We start from the raw sequence: 24696 nt of genomic DNA, 5'->3' as shown, positions 1-24696 counted from the left end.
AAAGATAGAGAGATTTATCTTTCAAAAATAGTAAATGAATGAAAAAGATGAGGAAAAATTAAATGTATAATTATCAGGCAGATTTTGAAGAAATGTTTCATAAAGTAAAACCAATTATTATAAAATCCATGAGTCATGTTAAAATTCATTTTTGGAAGGATAATGATTATCTTAAAGAGGGACGAGTAGTATTACTTAAACTTTTACAAATTGAATATCCCAAAGAAAACTTACTTATTCATTTTAAGTTGAAATATCACCAGCATCTCATGAATGAACTACGTCATTTCAATTCTCAAAACCGAATGCAAAGTTGTATGACTTATACTTTATTTGCATTAGACACTCAGGAACGAGAAAACAAAAGAAATTCAGATGATGATTCAGAACCAATGAATGGAAATTATCCTTTACCAGTTTAAACAAATAGTTTCATTGATTTATAGTGAGATTCTGAGTAACAGATTTTAAGAAAAAAAGTAAAGCAGAACTGCTTTACTTTTTTATGTATAAACGGATATAATATTAAAGAATATCGTTTTAATATGCTTTGAAACATGGTATAATAAAAAAATTGAGATAAGGATAAATCGAAAAGATAAAAAGTTGGAAAAAATGAGGGAGAAAATAAAAATGAAAATTGCGGTTGTAGGAACAGGATATGTTGGATTGTCTATTTCAATACTTTTAGCACAGCATCATGAGGTAGTCGCATTAGACATTGTAGCGGATAAAGTAGCATTGATTAATCAAAAAAAATCTCCTATTTTAGATAAAGAAATTGAAGATTTTTTAGAAAATAAAAAACTTAATTTATTGGCAACAACAGATAAAAAAGAAGCATTGGCTGATAGTGATTTTGTAGTTATAGCTACACCTACAAATTATGATGATGAAAGAAATTATTTTAATACGAATTCAGTTGAAGAAGTTATTCAAAGTGTTATGGAGATAAGTCCTCAAGCAACAATCATCATTAAATCTACAATTCCTGTTGGTTTTGTAAAATCAATGCGTCAAAAATTTTCTACAGATAATATTATTTTTTCTCCAGAATTTTTACGAGAAGGACGAGCTTTATATGATAATCTATACCCTTCACGAATTGTTGTGGGAGAACGCTCAGAACGTGCAGAAACTTTTGCCAATCTTTTAATTGAAGGAGCTATTGAAAAGGATATTCCTTTGCTATTTACGAATCCAACAGAGGCAGAAGCCATTAAACTTTTTTCTAATACCTATCTTGCTTTACGTGTAGCGTATTTTAACGAACTAGATACTTATGCTGAAATACGTGATTTAGATACAAAACAGATAATTGATGGTGTCGGACTTGACCCACGTATTGGTAATCATTATAATAATCCTTCTTTTGGTTATGGTGGATATTGTTTGCCTAAGGATACAAAGCAGTTGTTAGCAAACTACGATGATGTTCCTGAAAATATCATTGAAGCTGTAGTTAATGCAAATAGAACTAGAAAAGACCATATCGCAGAAATGATTTTAAAACGTCGCCCAACAGTAGTTGGTATTTACCGTTTGACGATGAAATCAAATTCAGATAATTTTCGTTCTTCATCTATCCAAGGAATTATGAAAAGGATTAAAGCCAAAGGAATTGAAGTAGTAGTTTATGAGCCTTCATTACAGGAAGAAGAATTTTATCACTCACGTGTAGTACGGGATTTGACAGAATTTAAAGCTATTTCTGATGTTATTGTTTCTAATCGTTATGTACACGAACTTGATGATGTTAAAGAAAAAGTTTATACTCGAGACTTATTTGGGAGAGATTAAAATTTTTGCATATCATTTTAGAAATCAGAAAGAAAATAGTATAATAAAAATGAAAAAAAGAAATATTTATAATTCATAGTGTTATTAGGGATATTAAAAGTTGGTTATAGAAAGAGCGAGGTATTACAGACTTCGCTCTTTTTAGAACTTTTTAACTCAAGATGAAGAACATCACTTTTTTGCAATTTTTGTGAAATAGTGATAAACTAAGAAAGGAATATTTTCGGTGAGACTGAATGGCAGCCTCTTTTATCTCACTATTCGTGAGAAATAAATAATTTAAATGTGCTTTTTGCATGAGCATGTTTTAGAATTTAATAATAAATAAAATTTGATTGAAAAATGTCCCACTCGACCGATTATCGAGAGTGAATAAGGCAAATAACAAACAAGTACAAAATACTAACTCATCAAAATAGAGTGTTTTTTGTGTTGGAAATTAACAAGAGAAAAAGAAAGGTCAAAAAATATGATAAAACTTAAAGTGACAACTCTAGGAGGAGTCCGCGAATTTGGGAAAAATATGTATATAGCAGAAGTTGATGAACAGATTTTTGTTCTTGATGCTGGACTGAAATATGCGGAAACAGACATGCTAGGAGTGGATTTTGTTATTCCTGATATTACATATTTAATTGAAAATGCAGATAGAGTTGCAGGAATTTTCTTAACGCATGGACATGCAGATTCTATTGGAGCATTGCCTTACATCATTTCTGAGTTACAAGTGCCTGTTTTTGCCAGCGAATTAACAATTGAACTAGCAAAAATCAATGTTAAAAATTATGAAGGAAGCCGTAAGTTTAATGATTTTCATGTTGTGAATGAAGAAACAGAGATTGATTTTGGTAGTACTGTCGTATCATTCTTTACGACAACTCATACTATTCCTGAAAGTCTTGGAATAGTGCTTTCGACTGCTGGAGGAAATATTGTTTATACAGGTGATTTTCGTTTTGACCCTGCTGTGACAGAAGGCTATCGAACAAATATGCGTCGTTTGGCTGAAATTGGTAATAATGGTGTGCTTGCTTTACTTTCTGCATCACCAAATGCTTTATCAATGAACCAATCAGCAAGTGAACATGAAATCTATGATAAAATTTATGATTACATTGATGATTGTGAAGGACGTGTTATTGTTGCGTGTAATGCGGGTAATCTTGGACGTATTCAACAGGTTATTGATGCCACAATCAAATGTGGACGTCGTTTAGCATTTACTGGCGAAGATATGGATCAAATCATTGAAACTGCAACACGATTGAAGAAGTTACACATCGTAGATCAGAAATCAATCATTAAACCAAAAGATATCAAAGAATTTGCAGATGATGAACTGGTTATTCTTGAAACAGGACGTATGGGAGAACCTCTGAAAGTTTTAGGAGATATGGCACACCACCGACACCCTCATGTTCAAATTAAGGACGGAGATCTCATCCTTGCTGTGACAAGTCCATCAGTTGCTTATGAAACAACGATTGCTCGCATTGAAAATGATATTTACAAAGCTGGTGGTGTTATGAAAATGCTATCTTCAGATTTAAAAATTTCAGGTCATGCGAATGCTCGCGATTTGCAATTTATGATTGATATTTTACGTCCTAAAAATCTGATTCCAATTCAGGGAGAGTATAGAGAATTACGAGCTCACGCAGAATTGGCAATGGATATGGGAATTTTGCCAGAGCATATTTTTATTGCAAAGCGTGGGGAAAGCGTTGAATTTGAGGGTGAAGATATGCTTCCTGCTGCTACTGTTCCTGCAGATAATGTCATGATTGACGGCTCTGGAGTTGGAGATATTGGTTCGATTGTACTTCGAGACCGTAAAGTTCTTTCTGAGGATGGTATTTTTATTGCTGTTGTCACAATTAATAAAAATGAACATAAAATTGTTAGTAAAACAAGAGTTCATACACGTGGTTTTGTTTATGTCAAGGCATCACGTGATTTGATGAGAGAAGCATCTGAATTAGTAAATACAACAGTTGAAAAATATTTGGCAGGTAAAGAATTTGACTGGGCTGAGATAAAAGGGACAATTCGTGATGTTTTAGGAAAATTCCTGTATGAGCAAACACGTAGAAGACCAGTTGTTCTACCCGTTGTCATGGAAGCTCGGGCACCTCAAAGCCTTAACAATAGACGACATGGAAAGAAATAATTTATAATATCTGAACAGTTCTAAAATAAGAACTGTTTTTTATTTTAGAAAATGTGACATTTGAAGAAAAATCTCGTATAAAAATATAGGAGGATTTTTCATGTCAAAATATATGGCACCTAAAATTGTTGTGGGATTGGGATTGTTAACCCTACAAACTTTTCCTGCTGGAAAATGTAACTGCGGTTTCACACCACTCATAGCACACGCGGCAAGTAATACAAGTAGTTATACAGATAGTCAAAATGTAGTTTATACGCTTGATTTGACAGGAAAAACGGCGACTGTTTCTTCTTATACTGGAGAAGCAGGAGCAAATATTGTTATTCCTGATAAACTTGTAGTTAATGGAATTGATTATTCAATAACATCAATAGGAAGTTACGCTTTTTCAAATACAGGTATCCAATCGGTTATTATTGGAAATAATGTCACAGATATTTCTACCAGTGCTTTTCAAACAACAACAGCTTATCCCAATTATTATAAGCAAGCACTGACAAAAGTTATATTAGGTCAAAATGTTCAAACTATAAAAACAGATGCTTTTGCAGGGAATGCCATCACACAGATTGAATTTCCAAAAGGTTTAACCAAGATAGCTACGAGAGCATTTGCTAATAATTTTCTTACAGAAGTTTCTTTTGGCTCAAACTTGATAGAGATTTCTTCTAAAGCCTTTCAGAGCAATACAATTCAAAGAATAACTTTTGCAAATGATGCAAATACACTTATTAATTCTGAAGCTTTTTCTGGAAGTCCAGTAATATCATTGACTCTTGGTGCAGGTGTTACTTGGACAAGTGATGCGCTTAATAAAGTTAGTCCGTTTTTTAATCAACTTTCAGATATGCCAGCAACAGGTATTCGTATAGTGAGTATTGACAGTAAAGGAATGATACAAAAAAGTTGGATTAATTCAGTAACTACAGGAGAAACAGAGCAAGAAAATGTAGATACGTCCAGTGGAACTGAGAGTTTCTCTGAGAATGATAATCAAGTACCACAAAGTGATGCAAATTCTCCTACTTCTGAGTCATTAGAAAATACTAGCGATGTGAGTAATTCAGATAATCCAAATACATCAGAGATATCTGATACGGTGAAAAATATGGATATGCCGGAGGTTTCAGATACGTCAGAAATATCAAGTGGGCCAGAAGGTTCAGATACGGCGGAGGTTTCGGATACAGAGAAAGCTCCTGATACAACGAAAAGTTCAGATACAGTGGAAGTTCCAAATACGTCGGATAATTCAGATATTACGGAAGTTCCAGATACAGCGGAAATTCAGGATACAGTGGACATTCCAGATACGTTAGAGATCCCGAATGCGGCTGAAACCTCGGATATGGAGGAAATTCCAAATACGTCGGATAATTCGGATATTACGGAAGTTCCAGATACAGCGGAAACTCAGGATGCAGTGGACATTCCAGATACGTTAGAAATCCCGAATATATCTGAAACCTCAGATATGGAGGAAATTCCAAATACGTCGGACACCTCGGATATTACGGAAGTTCCAGATGCAGTGGACATTCCAGATACGTTAGAAATCCCGAATGTGGCTGAAACCTCGGATATGGAGGAAATTCCAAATATGTCGGACAATTCGGATATTACGGAAGTTCCAGATACAGCGGAAACTCAGGATGCAGTGGACATTCCAGATACGTTAGAAATCCCGAATATATCTGAAACCTCAGATATAACAGAAATCCCAAATGTGTCAGACAACTCGAACACAACGGAAGTTCCAGATATAGTGAATATTCCAGATACGTTAGAAATTCCGAATATATCTGAAACATCGGATATGAAGGAAATCCCAAATATGCCAGACAATTCGGATACAACAGAAGTTCCAGATACAGTGGAAATTCAAAATACCTCGGATAATTCAGAAATCCCAAATATGCCAGACAATTCAGAGACCACGGGAATTTCAAATACAGTGGAAACTCCGGATACAGTGAGAAATCTGGAAATGCCAAACAATACAGATATGACGGAAGCCCCGGATATATCTGAAAACTTAGATATACTGGGACTTCCGAATATGGTAGAAAATACAAATATGGCAAAAGTTCCAGAAGTGGTCAAAGATTTGGAAATTATAAGTAGTGATACTTTTGGTAAGAAGGACATCACTTTACCAAGGGAACGGATTTCTGATAAAGCTGTTGATAGTATAGTGTTAACGAAAGAAACAAAATTCATACCACAAAAGAAAGTAAAGAAACAAGATGGTGATATTGCTACTACGGTGATACGTGGAAAAAATGATATAAAGAAAAATTATACGATACAAATAATCTCATGTAAGTATTTTAAAATCGTGAAAGATAGTAAACTAAGGAACTTTCAAATTTTTCATAAGGAAAAACTAGGAAGCAAGTATATACCAGAACAAAATTTGGATAATAAATCTTTTTTATCTTTCCAAAATAATAAGACTACCAAAATGGATAATAACCAAATGGAAAAATCAAATGATTATGTAGGAAAGGGAATTTCTGGAGTAAATCAAAATGAAAAAAATGGAGGAACAAGTGGATTAAAATCTCCTCATAAATTGAGTAAACAAAATTCTCATAAAAAATTTAATATAAATGGTAAATTACATTCAGGTAAAAAGGCTAAAACAAGTAAAATAAATGTATCACTTGTTTTTGGAGGAATAACATTTATTTTGGGGATTCTATTAGGTAGAGTAATGCAAAAATTTTCTAAAAATAAGAAAGAAATATGAAAAATCATACTTGAGCTTGATTTTATTTTACTGGAAAAAATGCTATAATAGAGCGATATAAAAAATGGATTAGGAAAAATTATGGCATTTGAAAATTTAACAGAACGTCTGCAGAACGTTTTTAAAAATCTGCGTGGAAAACGCAAAATTACTGAAAATGATGTGTTAGAAATCACGAAAGAAATTCGTGTTGCATTGCTTGAAGCTGACGTTGCGCTTCCTGTTGTTAAAAAATTTATCAAAGCTATTCGGGAACGTGCGATTGGTACAGAGGTTTCTGAAGCTTTGAATCCTGCACAACAAATTATTTCTATTGTTAATGAGGAATTGACAGTGATTTTGGGAGGAGGAGAGGCTGAGCTATTAAAGTCTCCTCGTATTCCAACAATTATCATGATGGTTGGGCTTCAAGGCGCTGGTAAAACAACTTTTGCGGGAAAACTGGCAAAAAAACTTAAAGAAGAAAAAAATGCACGTCCTTTGATGATTGCAGCTGATGTTTATCGTCCTGCGGCAGTTGAACAATTAAAAACTTTGGGAGAACAGCTTGATATTCCTGTTTATGATGAAGGAACAGCTGAAAATCCTGTTAATATTGTTCGTAATGGTCTGGAAAAAGCGCGTGAAGAACGTCGGGATTATGTGCTTATTGATACAGCTGGTCGTTTAGAAATTGATGATAAGTTGATGGATGAACTTCGTCAAATCAAGGAACTTGCAGAACCAACAGAAATTTTGCTGGTTGTTGATGCGATGACGGGGCAAGTTGCGGCACAAGTTGCAAAAACTTTTGATGAACAGTTGGATATTACAGGTGTTATCATCACAAAACTTGATGGTGATACACGTGGTGGTGCGGCGCTTTCTATTCGAGAGATTACGGGTAAGCCGATTAAATTTACTGGTACAGGTGAGAAACTGACAGACTTAGAAGTTTTTTATCCTGACCGTATGAGTTCGCGAATTCTAGGTATGGGCGATATGCTTACCTTGATTGAAAAAGCTCAGGCACAATTTGATGAGGAACAGTCTGTAAAACTTGCTGAAAAGATGGCAGAAAATCGTTTTGATTTTTCAGATTTTGTGGAGCAGTTGGACCAAGTGCAATCTATGGGACCGATGGAAGAAATCATGAAAATGATTCCTGGGATGAGTAATGTACCTGGTATGGACAAGGTAAAAGTTGATCCAAAAGATGTAGCACGTAAAAAAGCGATGGTATTATCAATGACGCCTGCCGAACGTCAACTTGAGGTTGAACTTTCTCCCGCACGTCGTCGTCGGATTGCTGCTGGTTCTGGGAATACTTTTATTGAAGTGAATAAGTTCATTAAACAATTTAATCAGAGTAAAGATATGATGCAGGGAATGATGAATGGTGATATGAATGCAATGATGCAGAAAATGATGGGGGGAGCAGGTAATGGTAAAATGCCTAATCTACCAGGAAGAATGCCAGATATGTCTGCTATGGGAGATTTACAAGGTATGATGGACGGTGCTGGAAATCCTGATATGTCTGCAATGTTTGGTGGAGGACTCAAAGGAAAAGCCACAGAATTTGCTATGAAGCAGGCAATGAAACGTGCACAAAAGAAAATGAAAAAAGGACGCAAGAAAAAATAATCTTGCTCATAATTGATATACTAAAAAGAGAAGTGGATTGTTTATTCATTTCTTTTTTTCTGATACTTGTAAATTGTAGAATAAAAAATTATAATAATTAGTAACTAAAATTCAGAAGATGATGTAAAAATATGAATGATATTCTCAGTTTTCGGCAAGGTGTTCGAGATACTTTGCCTACAGTTTTTGGCTATATTGGTATTGGCTTAGCTTTTGGTATAGTAGGACACGCCGCGGGGGTAAATGTACTCGTGATTTTTTTACTTTCTACGATTGTTTATGCTGGTTCTGCACAATTTATCGCGGTTTCAATGTTGGCTGTATCTAGTCCAATTTTGTCAATTGTTTTATCTGTTTTTTTGGTAAATTCACGAATGATTTTGATGTCAATGACTGTGGCATCTTATTTTAAAGAGGAGTCAATTTTAAAAAATATTTGGATTGGGACTTTGTTGACTGATGAGAGTTTTGCATTGGGAATGTCAAAAAGAAATACAACTGGGAATAAATTGAGTGTTTCTTGGTATAGTGCTTCAAATGTGATGGCATACATTGCATGGGGAATTTCGAGTGTGCTTGGTGCGCTTTTAGGAGGTTTGATTCCTAATTCAACGAAGTTTGGACTTGGTTTTGCAATTACTGCGATGTTTATTGGGCTGTTATATTTACAAATCAATGCGGATAAATCTCTTTCTCAAAGATTGCAACTTATTATGGTTCTTGTGACACTTGGTTTAGTATTTGTTGGGATGATTTTTATTCCTTCAAGTATTTTGGTGCTTGTTGTGACACTTATTGCTTGTGGTTTGGGGGTATGGTTGAAACGTGCTTATTTCTAATTATCAGATTTTAACGATTGTGGGGTGTATGCTGGTGACTTGGTTATCAAGAATACTTCCTTTTGTCTTGCTTAAAAAATTTACTCTTCCCAAATCTTTGGTGGAATATCTGAGTTTTGTTCCTGTTGTTATCATGTCAGCACTTTGGTTTTCTAGTCTTTTTACGCAACATTTGGGACATTTGCCGAGTGTTAATGTTGAGAATTTATTGGCTTCGTTTCCTACAGTAGTTGCAGCTATTTTGTCTAAAAATCTTTTTGTGATTGTTATTGTTGGGATTTTTTCTCTTGCTTTGATACAGCTAATTTTTTGAAAAATTTTGCTTGCGATTTTGGTAAAACTTTGGTAGAATAATAGACGTTGTTTTGCTTGAAATAGCGATAATCCTCAGGACTTATAGCCTTTGCCTGAGCATATTAAACTCGTGGACGGATAGTCACACGATAAAGGAGATATTTTGAAAAAATTGACTGCTTATGATTTGGCAACAATCGCTCTTGTTGCTACGCTTTATGTTGTTCTGACAACACTTCCTGTGTTGAGTGCAATTAGTTATGGTCCGATACAATTTCGGATTTCAGAGATGCTGAATTTTCTTGCTTTTTATAATCGAAAGTATATTATTGCTGTGACGATTGGTTGTATGATTTCTAACTTTATGAGTTTTACAATCGTGGACGTGATTGTTGGTGGTTTATCAACATTGGTGTTTTTAAGTCTTGGTATTTGGTTGTTTGACCGTTTTAAGAATGAGTACTTTTTTAAAGGGGTGTTAAATAAAGGATTTTTGTTCTTCTCGTTGTTCTTTTCTGCAAGTATGGTGACGATTGCGATTGAACTTGTAATTATTGAGCGTTTGCCATTTTTTGCTACTTGGCTTAGTTTGGCAGGAGGAGAGTTTGCTTCGTTGATTATTGGTTCAATTATTATTGATAAATTGAGTAAACGCGTTTCTTTTGCTCGATAAAATATAGTTTGACTGGGATTAAGAATTTTTTTGACCCTAGTCGAACTTTTTTGTTATAATAAATTGAATGCGATTACAGAGAGAAGAGGAGTAAATGAAAAAATATATTTTAGCTATTGACCAAGGGACAACGAGTAGTCGAGCGATTTTATTTGATAAAATGGGTAAAAAAGTTGAAGTTGCCCAAAAGGAATTTACTCAATATTTTCCAGAAAATGGTTGGGTAGAGCATGATGCAAATGAAATATGGCAATCTGTACAATCTGTGCTGGCAGATGTTTTTATCCAATCAGATGCAAAACCAGCGGAAGTTGCGGCGATTGGAATTACGAATCAGCGGGAGACAACGGTCATCTGGGACAGGAAGACAGGATTGCCGATATATCATGCGCTTGTCTGGCAATCACGACAATCTGCTGAAATTTGTGAAAAACTTATTTCTGATGGTTATGAGGAATTTTTTCATGAAAAAACGGGACTTGTCATTGACCCTTATTTTTCTGCAACTAAAATTCGATGGATATTGGATTGTATTGAGGGCGCTCAGGAACGTGCTGAAGCTGGTGAACTTTGTTTTGGCACGATTGATACTTGGCTTGCTTGGCGTTTGTCTGCGGGGGAAATTTTTGCGACAGATGTCACGAATGCAAGTCGGACAATGCTGTATAATATTAGTGAGGGTTCATGGGATAAGGAAATTTTAGAGTTATTAAATATTCCTGAAATAATGTTACCAGAAGTGAAGGGAAATAGTGAAATTTATGGTTACACAAAAAGCTTTCATTTCTTTGGGGAGAGAGTCCCTGTGGCAAATCTGATTGGGGATCAGCAGGCGGCCTTGGTTGGACACTTTGCTTTTGATGAGGGAATGGTTAAAAATACTTATGGTACAGGTTCTTTTTTGGTAATGAATACTGGTGAGAAACCACATTTTTCAGAGCATAAGTTGTTGACAACTGTCGCTTATCAACTGAGTGGAAAAGTTACGTATGCTTTAGAGGGTTCAATATTTATTGCTGGGTCAGTTGTTCAGTGGTTGCGTGATGGTTTGGGGATTATTCGGAAATCTTCGGAGACGGAACAGATGGCAAAACTTGCTCAAAGTCATGAAGATATCTATTTTGTTCCAGCATTTACGGGGCTTGGCGCTCCTTATTGGGATTCGGAGGTGCGAGGTGCAATTTTTGGTCTCACCCGAGGAACGAGCAAAAATGAAATTGCAAAGGCTGCCTTACAGGCGATTTGTTACCAAGTTAAGGATGTTCTGGATACTATGGTTGTAGATACTCAAATTGATATTCCACGTTTAGTTGTTGATGGTGGGGCAACGAAGAATGATTATTTGATGCAATTTCAAGCGGATATATTGCAGACTTCTATTATTCGACCTTTTGATGCTGAGGCTACTGCGTGGGGAACTGCAATGTTGGCTGGACTTGCTGTTGGTTTTTGGGAGGATTGGTCCGTACTAAGAGAACTTCATCAGAAAGAAATGATAGTCTTTGAACCCAAAATGGAAGCAGGAGAGCAAGAACAACGTTATCAAAATTGGCAAAAAGCGGTAGAAGCTAGTCGTATTTTTAAAGTGTAGTCCAATCAAAAGTTGGACTTTTTGATTAGCAAAGAGAAATTATTTTAATACAAAAGTAATTTAAAGAATACGAATGTGTAATGTATTGACGAGAAAAAAAGGTATATAATAGGTGAAGAGTGTAATAAATATGTATTTTTCAAAAAGGAAGCTTCCTTTGTTCTCTGTTGTTTACAACAGAGAATATTTGTTTGTTTAGAAAGTCTCTATGGATAGAAAAACTTCTCGTTATATAAAAACGTTTTTGATGTTATTACTTTGCTTTATCATCATATTTACTCCAAATAGTTCTATTTTGAGCTTTTTTGTGCCTGTTACAAAAGTGGCTAAGCAGGTTTTACCAGATGAATTAAATCCTTTTAAAGAATTAGGAAAAAGTGCGTTATCAGCTGGAAATAGAGTTTATGCTGCAAGTGATTTTCCAGCAATGACTTTGGCAACTAATAGTTTTGGTTATGCTAATTCGATAAATAGTTTGAACTTGCCAAGTTCTGGTTTAGCGGTCATTTCTGGAACGACTGTAACAGCTGAAACGAGTATTTCAGCAGCAGTGAATGCGATGACGTCTGGAACAACGGATTATGTTATTTATCTTGCTAGTAACTATAATCTGTCTGCTGCGGATGTAAGTGCGCTTTCGTCAGTTACAAGTGCAAAATCAATTACTTTTGTAGCGGACAATAGTGATAATCTGTCTACTCCGTCAACGCAAGATAGTTCTGCAAAAACTCTGACTTTGTTTAGCACTTTAACTGTTAATGTACCAACTGTTTTTCGTAATATTAACTTAGCTGGAACTGCGACTATCTATGCTAATGGTAAAAACTTTGCTGTTCGTGGTGGGGCTTATTTTACAGGAAATGTTAGTCTTTATGGAGGTTCAGCGACTGGAACGGTTACGTCAACAAATCTTTGGATTGGCTCAACGGGTTCTGGAACGTTGACTATTTATGGTGGTGGAGCCTCTGGAACTGTGGTTTCAGAAAATACTGCGGTAAATGTTAGTAATACATCAGGGAATACTGTGACTGTTTATGGTGGAGGAAATGGTGGCACGGTATCTGGAAATACTAATGTTGCTTTTGCAAGTTCAGTGGCTGGTGGGATTTTTGCTGTCTATGGTGGTGATGCAAATAAGGGAAAGGTGACAGGTGCGACTTATGTGGATGTAACTGGCACGAATGGTGGAACACTTACTCTTTCAGGGAACTCAACATCAGGAGCAGTGAGTGGAAATATAAATTTGGGATTATCTGGTCTATCAGCGACAACAACTGTGGCTACTATTTATGGTGATGCAAATAGTATGGCTCCTGCGCTGGTGGCTGGAAGGCTTATTACTGTCACTGTGAACTGTCCAGGGGATACATTTCAAAATCCAATCGTTGCAACGGCTTATAAACTTGCTACAAGCGCAGGATTAGTGGCTTCAACGGTTATGAATATCAATGTTGGTACTGTTCCATTTATTTCTGGTGGGACGAACGGTGTGGATGCTTTTACAAATGCTAATACGACAACGACAAATGCGAATACTAGTAGTTTGGCTAGTAATCCACCTGTTAATTCAGCGGTGCTGAATTTGGGTTCTACGACAGCGAGTTCAAGCAATGTTGGGAGTTTGAATTGTAGTCAAATCTATAACTTTACAACTTTAAATCTGGAACCTAATAATCAGCTGACGATGTCTGCTTCTGGAAGTTATAATGGTTATATCTATAATTCTGGCGTGGTGGCGACAAATAGTGGTTCTGGTCCGTATGCAAATTATCAAAGTAACTATTCGACATTTGGAAACATTAATCTTTGGGAAAATAGTGTGCTTGATTTAAATATTGGTGTGGGAGATACAGGAAATAGTTCTTATAATGGGACAAGTCCGCTTATTCAAGCTTCGACATTAACGGTTTCTCCAAACTGTGATTTGGAAACGCCTTTGTTTAATTATAATTCTAGTAATTTGAACCCTGGTTGGAGTCCAAGTAATACTTTTTGGATTACTTTGTCGGGATTTATTTTGGCGAGTGCTGACCAGTCGGGAACGAGTTATACAAGTGTTTCTAGCTTAACTTGGGAACCAAATACGGCTCCAAGTAATAATAACAATACATCTTATCAGGGAACTTGGTGGGGAGCTGGAAATCAGGCTTATCCTATCATGATTTTGGTGCCTTCTACTTCTGGAAATACAAAACCGAATATTACTCCTGCAAGTATTCAGGGGTATTCGTCATCAAATGGTTATGGATTTATTTCGGATTATTATTCTTTAAATGTTAATCCGAGCAATGCAAGTGATATGGGTTCAGTTGTTTATATGCAGTATGGGGGGATTCGTCAGTTTGAATTTAATGGGAGTAATAGTACAGATGGTTCTGGTACTTGGAACTTAAATGGAGAAACAGCGGGAGGAACTGTTGCACCAAGTGCAACTTATGCGGTCAATGGTGTCAATGTTACAACGGGGATTTCTGGAAGCTCGCCAGCACCTGCAGGAGCGTTATCGGCTTATGCTTCTTATTTTAAAAATACGGTTAATGGAACAACTTTTTATAATCTTGCCTCGCTTATCTATCCCACAAGTGCTTGGAGTGGAAAAACAGATATGAATCCTGGATTTTTCCAAACAATTGGCTCAACAAACTATATCACGCACGCAGATGTTCAGACGCCAGATGTTTTGGGACAAAGTACTTATATTCAGTGGGAATGGCCTCAATCTAGTACAAGTCCTGGTGGAACACAAACGACAAAGCCAGTGACGCTTGCGAGTGACCCTGCAAAGCTTAATACTAGTACAAGCTATACAGATTATGCTCCCGGTTCAACAGCGACAGCTGGCTATGTGCCAGATAGTGCGACAGGAACAGGTGCTTGGCCTTATCCTAATCTTGGATTTGGTGGAATGCCAACAACTGGAAATTATGGGTTTTTTCCTTCGAATTATTTTAATGGAACAAATACAATCAATTATAGTCAGGGCGCTTTGAATGAAATAAATTGGACAAGTAGTCCGTTGAATTTGTCTGGTAATGCGCCAAGTTTTCTGGTTTATAATACGGCGACTTACTATACAAATGATGATGGTTCTACGGCTTCACCTCCGTTGACTTCTGCAACTGGGAGTGTGTCAGGTGGTGGAATTACGGTGCAACAAGAAGCGGAGATTGCTGCTGCTTCAAGCGCTAATCCATACAATGGTGCAACGGATACTTATCTTGCTTTGAGGGCTATTTATGCGCCTACTTCGACTCTTGGAAATGGTGCGGCGACAATGACACCAGCGGAGATTGTTATTGCTAATGGTTCAAGTAGTGTGACGGTTTATTATAATCAGACGGGAACAAATACGGCAACGGCGATTTATACATCAACGGAAGCAGACTTTGCGAAGGCAGTTTCGACAACTTTGTCTAATAGTAGTTATGCGACGACTGGGACGACGATTTCAGTGACTTATCATTCGTCTAATGGAAATGATTATTCGGGGACAATTTCGGTGCAGTCGGGTTCGCTTACTGCATCAAATGCAACGACGGTCACTTCGGTTGTGAATGCTTATGCGAGTGATATGGCAAGTGGGCTTAATGCTGGTAATACGGGAAATCAAATAGCACAAGATTTGATTGGACTTACTGCTGCGAGTGCAACGGATGTGAATAATATGAGTCAAAATTCAAATATTTTGATTACAGGCTGGAATGATGGCACGCAATATAGTGTTTCTTCAAGCTATACGAGTACGCAGCTTTATCAGCAAATCATCACGGATTTGTCTCAGAGTTCGATAGCTCCGGGTATGGTATTTACAGTGACTTTCTCTGCTCCTAATGGTTTAGGTGGAACAAATACGGCGACTGCTCAGATCACGATTATTCCGGGGACAATCTCAGCAGAAAATGTGACCTTAACGATGGCGCAAGCGGTAGCCATCTTGAAAAATGATACAACAGATGTGGCTCTTGCGAGTGATTTGATGGCAAGCCCGACTTATACGAATGGTGTGCCAAGTAGTTATCCTTTGACTTCGGTAGGTGCTGTGGGGGCTAATGTTTCAGCGACTATTGGAACGGATGCGGCTGGCAATCCTATTCCTGCTGGGACGCAACTTTCTGCTTCTACAAGTATTAGTAGTGATGGAAAAACATTGTCTGCTTCAACGAGTATTATGAGTTCTTTGAATAGTTTGATTGCGGCGGTGAATAATACGATGCTTGCTCAAACATCTACGATGACTTTTTCGACAATCAAATATGGAATTGCTACGACGGTTAATCTGACGGTAATGGCAGCTGGGACGTTGAGTTTGCAATCGGTACCTTCTAATATTGACTTTGGTTCTTATAGTTCAGTCAATCCACCGAATTGGTCAGATATTCCTGAGAAGATGAATACAACAAGTGTTGCGGTTATTTTGGATACGCGGGCAACGGCTAGTCCATGGGAATTGACAGTTTATGATGATACGAGTGGTGGGATTGCTGCTGCTGGGGGGACACTTAATTTGCTTGGTTCGACAGCTCGTTCGGATAGTAGTGCGGAACTTTCTGATGAACTTGAAACGAATGGTGAAACTATCATGGGAGCTAAAGAAGCTGCTGTTGTGTATAACTATGCGACACCTTTGGGAAGTAATACATCCAAAGGTGAGGAGACGGTGACAATTAGTCCTGAGTTTTATCTGTCATTTCCGGCGACAGGATTGACAAATAGTGTGTCCAAGGCGACAGATACTTTGCATTGGACTTTGGAAGATGTACCAACGAATTAAGAGATTTCATTAAAAAAAGGAGGAGAGTTTGAAACGTGTAAGAAAGATAAGACGACTGCTTGTTTTGATGAGTTTTCTCCTTTTTGGAGGAAATGCGGTGCATGGTTTTGCGACAACTTATGGTTCGGATACGGGGACGGCAACTTTTACTTATTTGGCTGCTTCTAGTATGCCGACGGTTAATAGTGGTAATCCAATCATTGAGGGAACAAGCTCGGTAATCGTTAGTGGTGTCGCAAATTCTCAGGTTGTTGTGAGGGTTTTAGCGAGCGATGGTCAGACAGTGCTAAATACTGTTACAGCTTATTTTGATACGAGTGGAAATTATGTTTATACACCTAGTATTGTTTTGCTTGCAGGGGAAACAGTGACAGCTGTTCAGACAACGGTCGGAAATGGGGCTTCGCAGACTGCAAGTGAGCCTGTTGTGGCGAAGGGATTGGTGAGTAAGGGTTCTAATCCTCCTGTTATCAATCCTGTGAAAGCAAAGGATACAAGTGTGACGGGAACAGCTGATTCGGCTGGGGCGACGATTACAATTACTTTGCCTAATGGTATTGTGGAGCAAACTGTGGCGGATACAAGTGCGGATGATAATGGGCTATATGATTGGAATTTATCTGTGCCAGCTACACAAATGGTTTTGACTGCTGGACAGATAATCAGTGCGACACAAACGAATCTTCCAACGGATACGACACTTTATACTGTAAGTGATGCTACAAGTTTAACAGTGCTGTCTGATTCAAGTCAGGAAACACAACTTGCGACACCAAAATTTGATGATGTATACGCTGGGGATAGTCAGATTTCTGGTAGTGGAACGGCGGGAAGTACGGTTAGGGTAACTTTTGCTAATGGTTCAACGGCTAGTGCTGTTGTTGATAGTGATGGAAGTTGGGTGGTTAATGTGCCAACTGTTGTCACTTTGAGTAAAGATGATACTTTGACGGCTGTTTCTACGGAGACGGGGTATTTGGATAGTGAGTTAGCTACGACTACTGTATTGGCGAAGGAGACAGGAATTAAAATGCTTTTGCCGTTTACTGGTGGTCGTGGGAAGTTGATTGTGCTGAGTTCAGCTGCTGCTTTGTTATTGCTTGCTTTTGTGCTTAGAGTTTTGCGTTTAGGTAGAAAATCTGATTAAGTTTGGTTAAAAATGAGAAAGTGCTACATGTTTTGTGGTGCTTTTATTATTTTGATTTTGATGTGGGGATAGTGTGTATTGACTTGTGATTGTCATGCTTTTCCCCGTTTGAGATGATTTTTTGATATAATAAAGAGTAAAAATAAAAAGGAGTATTATATGGATAAGCTTCAAGAAAAACTCAAAAATGAATTTGAAATTGTCTTTGATGATGATGAGTTGTTACGTAAAGCTTTTACTCACTCGTCTTTTACCAATGAAGAACGCTTGCCAAAAATTGCAAATAATGAACGTTTGGAATTTTTGGGAGATGTGGCTTTGTCACTCGTGGTATCAGATTATTTGTATCGGACTTACCCTGAGAAGTTGGAGGGGGAATTGTCGAAGATGCGGAGTTCGATTGTGCGGACGGAATCTTTGGCGAATTTTTCACGTGTTTGCGGTTTTGGCGAATTTTTGAGATTGGGACATGGTGAAGAAAAAACAGGTGGGCGAAATCGAGAGACGACGCTGGAAAACTTGTTTGAGGCTTTTTTGGGTGCTTTATTTTTGGATCAGGGAATGGAAGCGGTGAAAAAGTTTATCTATCAGGTGGTTATTCCTCATGTGAAGGCGAACGATTATGTTAAAGTGGTGGATTATAAGACGGAACTGCAGGAAATCTTGCAGACTAATGGTGATACTTTGATTGAATATCGGATTATTGAGGAATCAGGTCCAGCGCATGAACGTGCTTTTATAGCGGCTGTTTATAACAATGGTGAGGAACTTGGGCGCGGTGTTGGAAAATCAAAGAAAGTTGCTGAGCAAAATGCGGCGGAAGATGCAATAAAGGGTCAAATTCATGTATCTTAAGAAAATGGAAATTGTCGGTTTCAAGTCTTTTGCTGACCGAACGAAGATTGCATTTGACCAAGGAATTACAGCGGTGGTTGGTCCGAATGGTTCAGGAAAATCAAATATTGTCGAAGCTTTGCGTTGGGTTTTAGGCGAGCAATCGGCGAAAGCTTTACGTGGCGGAAAAATGCCTGACGTGATTTTTTCTGGTACGGAAAAACGGCGTGCGCTGAATTATGCTGAGGTTATTGCGACTTTTGATAATCAGGATAATTATTTGCTTGGACATGATGACGATGATGAGGTTGTGATTTGTCGGCGTTTGTATCGGACGGGAGATTCGGAATTTTTGCTAAATGGTCATAAATGTCGTTTGCGTGATATTCATGATTTGTTCACGGATACTGGGCTTGGTCGGGATTCTTTGTCGATTATTTCTCAAGGACGGATTGAGTCAGTATTTAATTCGAAAGCTGAGGAACGGCGTGCGATTTTTGAGGAAGCGGCCGGTGTACTGAAATATAAAAATCGAAAGAGCGAGACGGAGTCTAAATTGCGAGGAACGCAGGATAATCTGGACCGATTGGAAGATATTATCTTTGAGTTGAATGGTCAGCTTGTGCCTTTGCAGGCGCAGCGTGATGTGGCTTTGCGTTTTCGTGAATTGGATGGACGACGTGAAAAATTGGCACTTTCTGTTTTGGTGGGTCAGTTAATTTCCGAAAAAGAGAAGTATGAGCAGACGAAAATTTCGCTGTTAGAGGTTTTGGAAAGTTTGACAGAACTGTCAAAACGGCAGGAGACTTATGATGCGGAATTGACAGGCTTGCGGACGAGGCGTGGAGTTGTGGAAGATGAGCAGGAAAAATTGCGTGCGGAATCGTTGGCTTTGACGGAATTAAAAGCAGAACTGACGCGGAAAATTGAGCGTTTTGATTTGCAAAAATCTTCTTCGGAAAAATCGGAGACTGAGCGTTTGGAACGTGTGTCAGAGCTGAATCAGAAGCTTTCTGACTTGGAAAAATCCTTGGCTGAGGCTGAGAAAAATTTGACAGAACTGTCAAAAGAAAAATTGACTGTTGATGATGAAATTGAGCGTTTGACAGCAGTTTTGACAGATTTGTCAGAAAGTCCTGAAGTGGCGATGGAACGTTTGCGTGAGGAATTTGTCCGTTTGGTCGCTGAGGAAGCGGAATTGTCCAACCAAATGGTGCGTAATAAATCTGAGGCTGAAAATTTGACACGGCAGTTGGCAGAACGGGACGAAAATTCACGTGAACGTTCTGAGAAATTGACTACAGTCAGTCAGGAATTAGCAGAAGCTGAGGCAGAATTGGCAGAGTTGGAAGCTGAGATTTATAAGCTCTTGGCAGAATTTGATAAGAAAACGCAGGAAGAAAAAAATCTAGCTGTTCAAGAAAAAACGGCGCAGGATACAATGTATGCTCAGATGAATGAATTGAGCACGAAAAAAGCGCGGTTGAGCAGTTTGGAGAATATTCGCGATAACCATAGCAATCTTTATCAAGGTGTGCGTTCAGTCATGCAACATCAAGCGGAACTTGGTGGTATCATTGGCGTAATGGCAGATTTGCTGACTTTTGACACGAAATATACGGTGGCGATGGATATTGCGCTAGGTGGCGGAAGTCAAAATATCGTGACTGAAGATGAAAATGCGGCAAAAGGAGCGATTGCCTACCTGCGACAAAATCGTCTGGGACGTGCAACTTTTCTGCCTTTGACGACGATTAAGGCGCGTGAATTTAATGCTTATCAGCGTTTGCAGTCGATGACGGGATTTGTGAATTTGGCGATAAATCTTGTGAACTTTGATAAACGCCTTTATAATGCGGTTTCTAGCCTACTTGGCTCGACGGTAATTGTTGACAGCGCAGACCATGCGACAGCGATTGCGCGCGAGATGCGTTACAGTGTGCGGATTGTGACACTCGACGGAACACAGATTAACCCTGGTGGTTCCTATGCTGGTGGGGCTGGTAAGCGAAATACAACGACTTTCACTTCGGCGGAAATTGAAGCGCTGACTGGGCAAATTGCTCAGGCTGAAAGTCAACTAAAATCGGCTGAACAGGCGGTTCAAAAGGCACAAAACGCACGGAAATTATTGACAGACGATTTATCAAATCTCCGTGAATTGGGAGAGGACAGACGCTTCGCACAAAAAACAGTTGCGCTCAAAGTAGAACAGCTGTCAGAAGAAAAAAATAATTTGACAGAACTGTCAAAAATATCTGCTGGCTCAGAAAATGCAGAAATTTTGATAGAATTGACAAATAGCAATGAAAAAATCACTGTTCAACTGGCAACGATTGCCCAGCGTAAAATAGAAATTGACCAGCAACTTGATAGCATCAAGAGCGACAGTCAAGCGCAAAATGAACTCAAAGTGACTAAGCAAAATCAGCTGACACAAGCGAAACTTCGTTTGTCAGAAATCACGAGCGCACTCAGATTTGGCAATCAGGAAAAAACGCGTCAGCAAGAAGAATTTGCTCAACTGACAACTGAAAAATCACGTCTCGATATTTTTGACAGTTCTGTCAAATTTGATGAAGCAACGCGGACAAGTCTGTCAGAACAACTCACGCAAGCAACAGATAAGCTACAAGCGGTCAATGTGCAACTGGTCAGTCTGAAATTTGAGCGAGAAGATTTGACAGCGCAAATGGAAGATTTTGAGCAACATAATCACGAATTTATTGCCCAAAATCAGGATTTGAACACACAAAAAACACGTCTTGAAATGCAAATTGAACAGTCAGAAAAATTGCTTCATGACAAGCAAAATCAGCTCGCAAGTGATTACAATATGAGTTTTGAAGAAGCAAAAAATCAAGCAAATATTGCACAAGAAGCAGATGAAAATATAACTGATGGACAAATTTCTCTTGCAGATTTGTCAGAAGCAGAGCAGCAACTCAAACAGCTAGAACGCCAGATTCGCGCGCTCGGAGCGGTCAATTTGGACGCAATTGAGCAGTTTGATGAAGTCAATACACGTTTTGAATTTTTGACGAGTCAAAAAGAGGATTTGACAGAGGCAAAAAATCTCCTGCTTGCCACGATGGACGACATGAATGACGAAATCAAAATTCGCTTTAAATCAACATTTGAAGCCATTCGTGTGAGTTTTCAGACAACATTTTCACAAATGTTTGTTGGCGGACACGCAGATTTAGAGTTGACAAGTGACAATCTTCTCGAAGCAGGTGTTGAAATCAATGTTCAGCCACCAGGAAAAAAACTCGCTAGCCTCAATCTGATGAGTGGTGGAGAAAAAGCTCTGACAGCTTTGGCGCTGATTTTTGCAATTTTGCGCGTGCGCACGGTCCCCTTTGTCGTTCTTGATGAAGTTGAAGCCGCGCTAGACGAGGCAAATGTCAAACGTTTTGGCGACTATATGAACCATTTTGACAACAGCAATCAGTTCATTGTTGTCACGCACCGTCGTGGCACAATGGCAGCAGCAGGAACCATGTATGGCGTGACCATGGCAGATGCCGGAGTTTCAAAAATTCTCTCTGTCAAACTTGAAGAAGCATAAAAAATTTTTGACAGAACTGCCGTAGGGGCTAGAGAATTTATTCTCAGTCTGTCAAAAACATAACTTATCTCACATTTTCATAATTAAGTCAGATTTAAAAAAATTATGGTAGAATTAAGCCATAGATAAAGACTAGATTTGCGACTTGTAAAAGTCAAAAATTTAGCGTATAATTGTAACTTATTAAAAATTATCTAACAAGAATAAGCCACTTATTTTTAGCTAGACTAATGACTTTAGTAGTGTATATGTGCTTTGCTTTTAGCCAATGCACCTGAACATTTATTGAATAAGTTACTATTTTTTTTAATAGGAATTTTCATTAAAAAAATTATCAGAAAGAAGATTTTTGCAAATCAGAAATCTGGTATAGGTTTTAAAAATGAAAGAAATGCAAAACACAGCACAACTTTCTATAAAAGTATTGATTTGAGGTTTATCATTGAAAAAATTACTTTCTGCCTTTAACACTCGTATAGGCTTATTAGGATTTCTAGTCTTCTTTGTTTGGGTCAAAACGATGATTGCTTATTTTGGCGTTTTCAATCTCCAAGCATCTGGACCAGCAGAAATTACATTGATGATTGTCAATCCGATTGGTTTTACCGCCACTTGTTTTGCAATCCTTCTTTTTATCCGCAGAACATCTTTGTTCTATCTTGCGACACTCGTTTTATCAATTTTGGCAAATTTTCTGCTCTATTTAAATATTCTTTATTACCGCGAATTTACTGATTTCATCACTATTGATACGATGACTGGTGGCGCAGGAATGTTTCAGCATGGTTTTGATTTTGGTTCTATTCCTTTGCATCTGATGGACTGGATTTACTGGATTGACCTCGTTGTTATCATTATTTTGATGATTACCAAAAAGATAAAACTTGACCAGCGTGCCATTCCAAAAGTGAAAGCATTTACTATCTTTTCTTTGGGATTAGCATGGTTTGGGCTTAATTTCTGGGCGGGAGATTCTCTCAAACATCAACTTATCTTACGTCGTGCGCAATCAAATAAAACATACGTTGTGCGCTATCTTGGCTTAGGACCGTGGATGCTGACGGATACTTATTATACCGAACTTGCCAATCAGCAACGTAAAGATGCGAAACCACAGACAATGACCGAAGTTCAAAAGTATATTGAACAAAATCGTTATCTTGCCCCAAATGTCAAAATGTTTGGTACAGCAAAAAATAAGAATGTCATCGAAATTCACTTGGAATCTTTCCAACAAGATTTGATTGACCTGAGTATCAAAGGGACGGACGGCAAAGAACACGTTGTTACACCATTCCTAAACTCGCTCTATCATTCGCAACAAACTTATGCTTTCAGCAATTTCTTCAATGAAGTCGGACAAGGAAAAACGTCAGATGCAGAAAATATGCTAGAAACATCAACTTTTGGTTTGCCAGCAGGGTCACTCTTTGCAAAACTTGGCTCAACGCAGACTTTCCAAGCCATGCCAGCTATTTTAAATCAAACGGAAGGTTACAGTTCAGCCGTTTTCCATGGTAATGTCGGTGCTTTCTATAACCGTCTGAATACTTACAAACAGATGGGCTATCAAAACTTCTTTGACCAGAGTTTCTATGATAATTCGCAGGCTAATATGTCGCCTTGGGGAATTAAAGATAAGCTTCTCTTCCATGACTCTGTTCCAGAATTAGAACAGCTACAACAGCCATTTTATGTGAAATATCTGACGGTTACCAACCATTTGACTTATACAATGGATAAAGAAGATGAAGACCCGAACTTTGCAACAGTTGACTCAGGAGATAAGCTCGTAGATGGTTATTTTGAGACCGCTCATTATCTTGACCAGTCCGTACAACAGTTCTTCGCTTATTTGAAACAGTCAGGACTGTACAATAAATCAATTATCGTTCTTTATGGTGACCACTATGGTATTTCTGGTTCAGATTTGAAATATTATGCGCCCTATATTGGGATTGATGCAAAAAATTTCAATGATTTTGATGATACAATGCTTCAACGTACACCATTCATGATTGTTGACCCAGATATAAAAAATGGGCATATTAGCAATACTTATACAGGTGAGATTGATGTTATGCCAACATTGGAACATTTACTTGGTATCAATACGCAAAAATATATCCAGTTTGGACAAGATATGTTTGCAAGTGGCAGACAAAACTTCGTTGCTCTACGAAATGGAGGCTTTGTAACGCCAAGCATAACATTGACCAGCCTCAATGCGAAAAATTATTATAATACGCAAACAGGACAGCCAATTCAAGAGCTGACAACAGAGCAAAAAGCTTATGTCAAAGAAATTGGGGATAAAGTTTCAACAATGCTTTCAATGTCTGATAAGCTCAATAATCAAAATCTCTTGCGTTTCTATACACCAGTAGGATTTACACCAATCAATGCCAAAAACTACAACTATTCTGTGAAGCCAACTGAAAAACGTTTGGCAACAGAAAACAAAGAGTTAGCAGCGAAATCGACAAGTTTATTGTCACAAAATGATGGTAAATCAACGCTGAGTGATTATACAAAAGATATCCCTGAAATCGCTAAAGGACAAGATAAACTAAAATCTATTCTTGACGACAGATAGCATTTAAACAGAAAATGAACGCTTGTCAG

14 protein-coding genes and 1 riboswitch are annotated in these 24696 nt (G+C 37.9%); all 14 genes read left to right on the top strand.

Annotated elements, in window-relative coordinates; genetic code table 11:
* The first annotated feature begins 62 nt into the window (after positions 1-62).
* Positions 63-422: a hypothetical protein gene (locus KJS36_RS00450; RefSeq protein WP_213533180.1), complete on the top strand. Its 360-nt coding sequence runs from the start codon at positions 63-65 to the stop codon at positions 420-422.
* A gap of 211 nt (positions 423-633) precedes the next feature.
* Positions 634-1800 (top strand): nucleotide sugar dehydrogenase, encoded by a 1167-nt coding sequence (locus KJS36_RS00445; protein ID WP_213533178.1) that lies wholly within the window; start codon positions 634-636, stop codon positions 1798-1800.
* A gap of 469 nt (positions 1801-2269) precedes the next feature.
* Positions 2270-3970: a ribonuclease J gene (locus KJS36_RS00440; RefSeq protein WP_213533176.1), complete on the top strand. Its 1701-nt coding sequence runs from the start codon at positions 2270-2272 to the stop codon at positions 3968-3970.
* 100 nt (positions 3971-4070) lie between these two features.
* Positions 4071-6725 (top strand): leucine-rich repeat protein, encoded by a 2655-nt coding sequence (locus KJS36_RS00435; protein WP_213533174.1) that lies wholly within the window; start codon positions 4071-4073, stop codon positions 6723-6725.
* A gap of 81 nt (positions 6726-6806) precedes the next feature.
* A complete protein-coding gene (gene ffh / locus KJS36_RS00430) occupies positions 6807-8351 on the top strand; it encodes a signal recognition particle protein (protein WP_213533172.1) in 1545 nt (514 codons plus the stop codon).
* A 131-nt stretch (positions 8352-8482) separates the two neighbouring features.
* Complete coding sequence (locus KJS36_RS00425; protein WP_213533170.1) at positions 8483-9190, top strand: AzlC family ABC transporter permease; 708 nt, start codon at positions 8483-8485, stop codon at positions 9188-9190.
* Entirely contained in the window at positions 9177-9503 is a 327-nt protein-coding gene (locus tag KJS36_RS00420) for an AzlD domain-containing protein (protein ID WP_213533168.1), read from the top strand. Before KJS36_RS00425 ends, KJS36_RS00420 begins: the two co-directional genes overlap by 14 nt.
* A 28-nt stretch (positions 9504-9531) precedes the next feature.
* Positions 9532-9650: riboswitch (PreQ1 riboswitch) on the top strand.
* Positions 9648-10157, top strand: coding sequence for a QueT transporter family protein (locus tag KJS36_RS00415; RefSeq protein WP_213533166.1), 510 nt, complete (start codon positions 9648-9650; stop codon positions 10155-10157). Its footprint overlaps the riboswitch before it by 3 nt.
* Before the next feature lie 94 nt (positions 10158-10251).
* On the top strand, positions 10252-11748 hold the full coding sequence (gene glpK, locus KJS36_RS00410) for a glycerol kinase GlpK (protein ID WP_213533164.1): 1497 nt from the start codon (positions 10252-10254) through the stop codon (positions 11746-11748).
* A 307-nt stretch (positions 11749-12055) separates the two neighbouring features.
* Entirely contained in the window at positions 12056-16519 is a 4464-nt protein-coding gene (locus KJS36_RS00405) for a beta strand repeat-containing protein (protein ID WP_213533162.1), read from the top strand.
* Positions 16520-16547: 28 nt separating this feature from the next.
* Complete coding sequence (locus KJS36_RS00400) at positions 16548-17666, top strand: Ig-like domain-containing protein (protein WP_213533160.1); 1119 nt, start codon at positions 16548-16550, stop codon at positions 17664-17666.
* Between the two features lie 159 nt (positions 17667-17825).
* A complete protein-coding gene (gene rnc, locus KJS36_RS00395) occupies positions 17826-18521 on the top strand; it encodes a ribonuclease III (RefSeq protein ID WP_213533157.1) in 696 nt (231 codons plus the stop codon).
* On the top strand, positions 18511-22071 hold the full coding sequence (smc, locus tag KJS36_RS00390) for a chromosome segregation protein SMC (RefSeq protein WP_213533155.1): 3561 nt from the start codon (positions 18511-18513) through the stop codon (positions 22069-22071). The genes rnc and smc overlap by 11 nt, the downstream gene beginning before the upstream one ends.
* Before the next feature lie 442 nt (positions 22072-22513).
* Positions 22514-24667 (top strand): LTA synthase family protein, encoded by a 2154-nt coding sequence (locus KJS36_RS00385; RefSeq protein ID WP_244842497.1) that lies wholly within the window; start codon positions 22514-22516, stop codon positions 24665-24667.
* Positions 24668-24696 lie beyond the last annotated feature (29 nt).

The sequence above is a fragment of the Lactococcus nasutitermitis genome (genome assembly GCF_018403765.1).
GTDB classification, from domain to species: Bacteria; Bacillota; Bacilli; order Lactobacillales; family Streptococcaceae; genus Lactococcus; species Lactococcus nasutitermitis.
The sequence above is the reverse complement of the archived record's forward strand: the minus strand, read 5'-3'. Positions and strand labels throughout refer to the sequence as shown.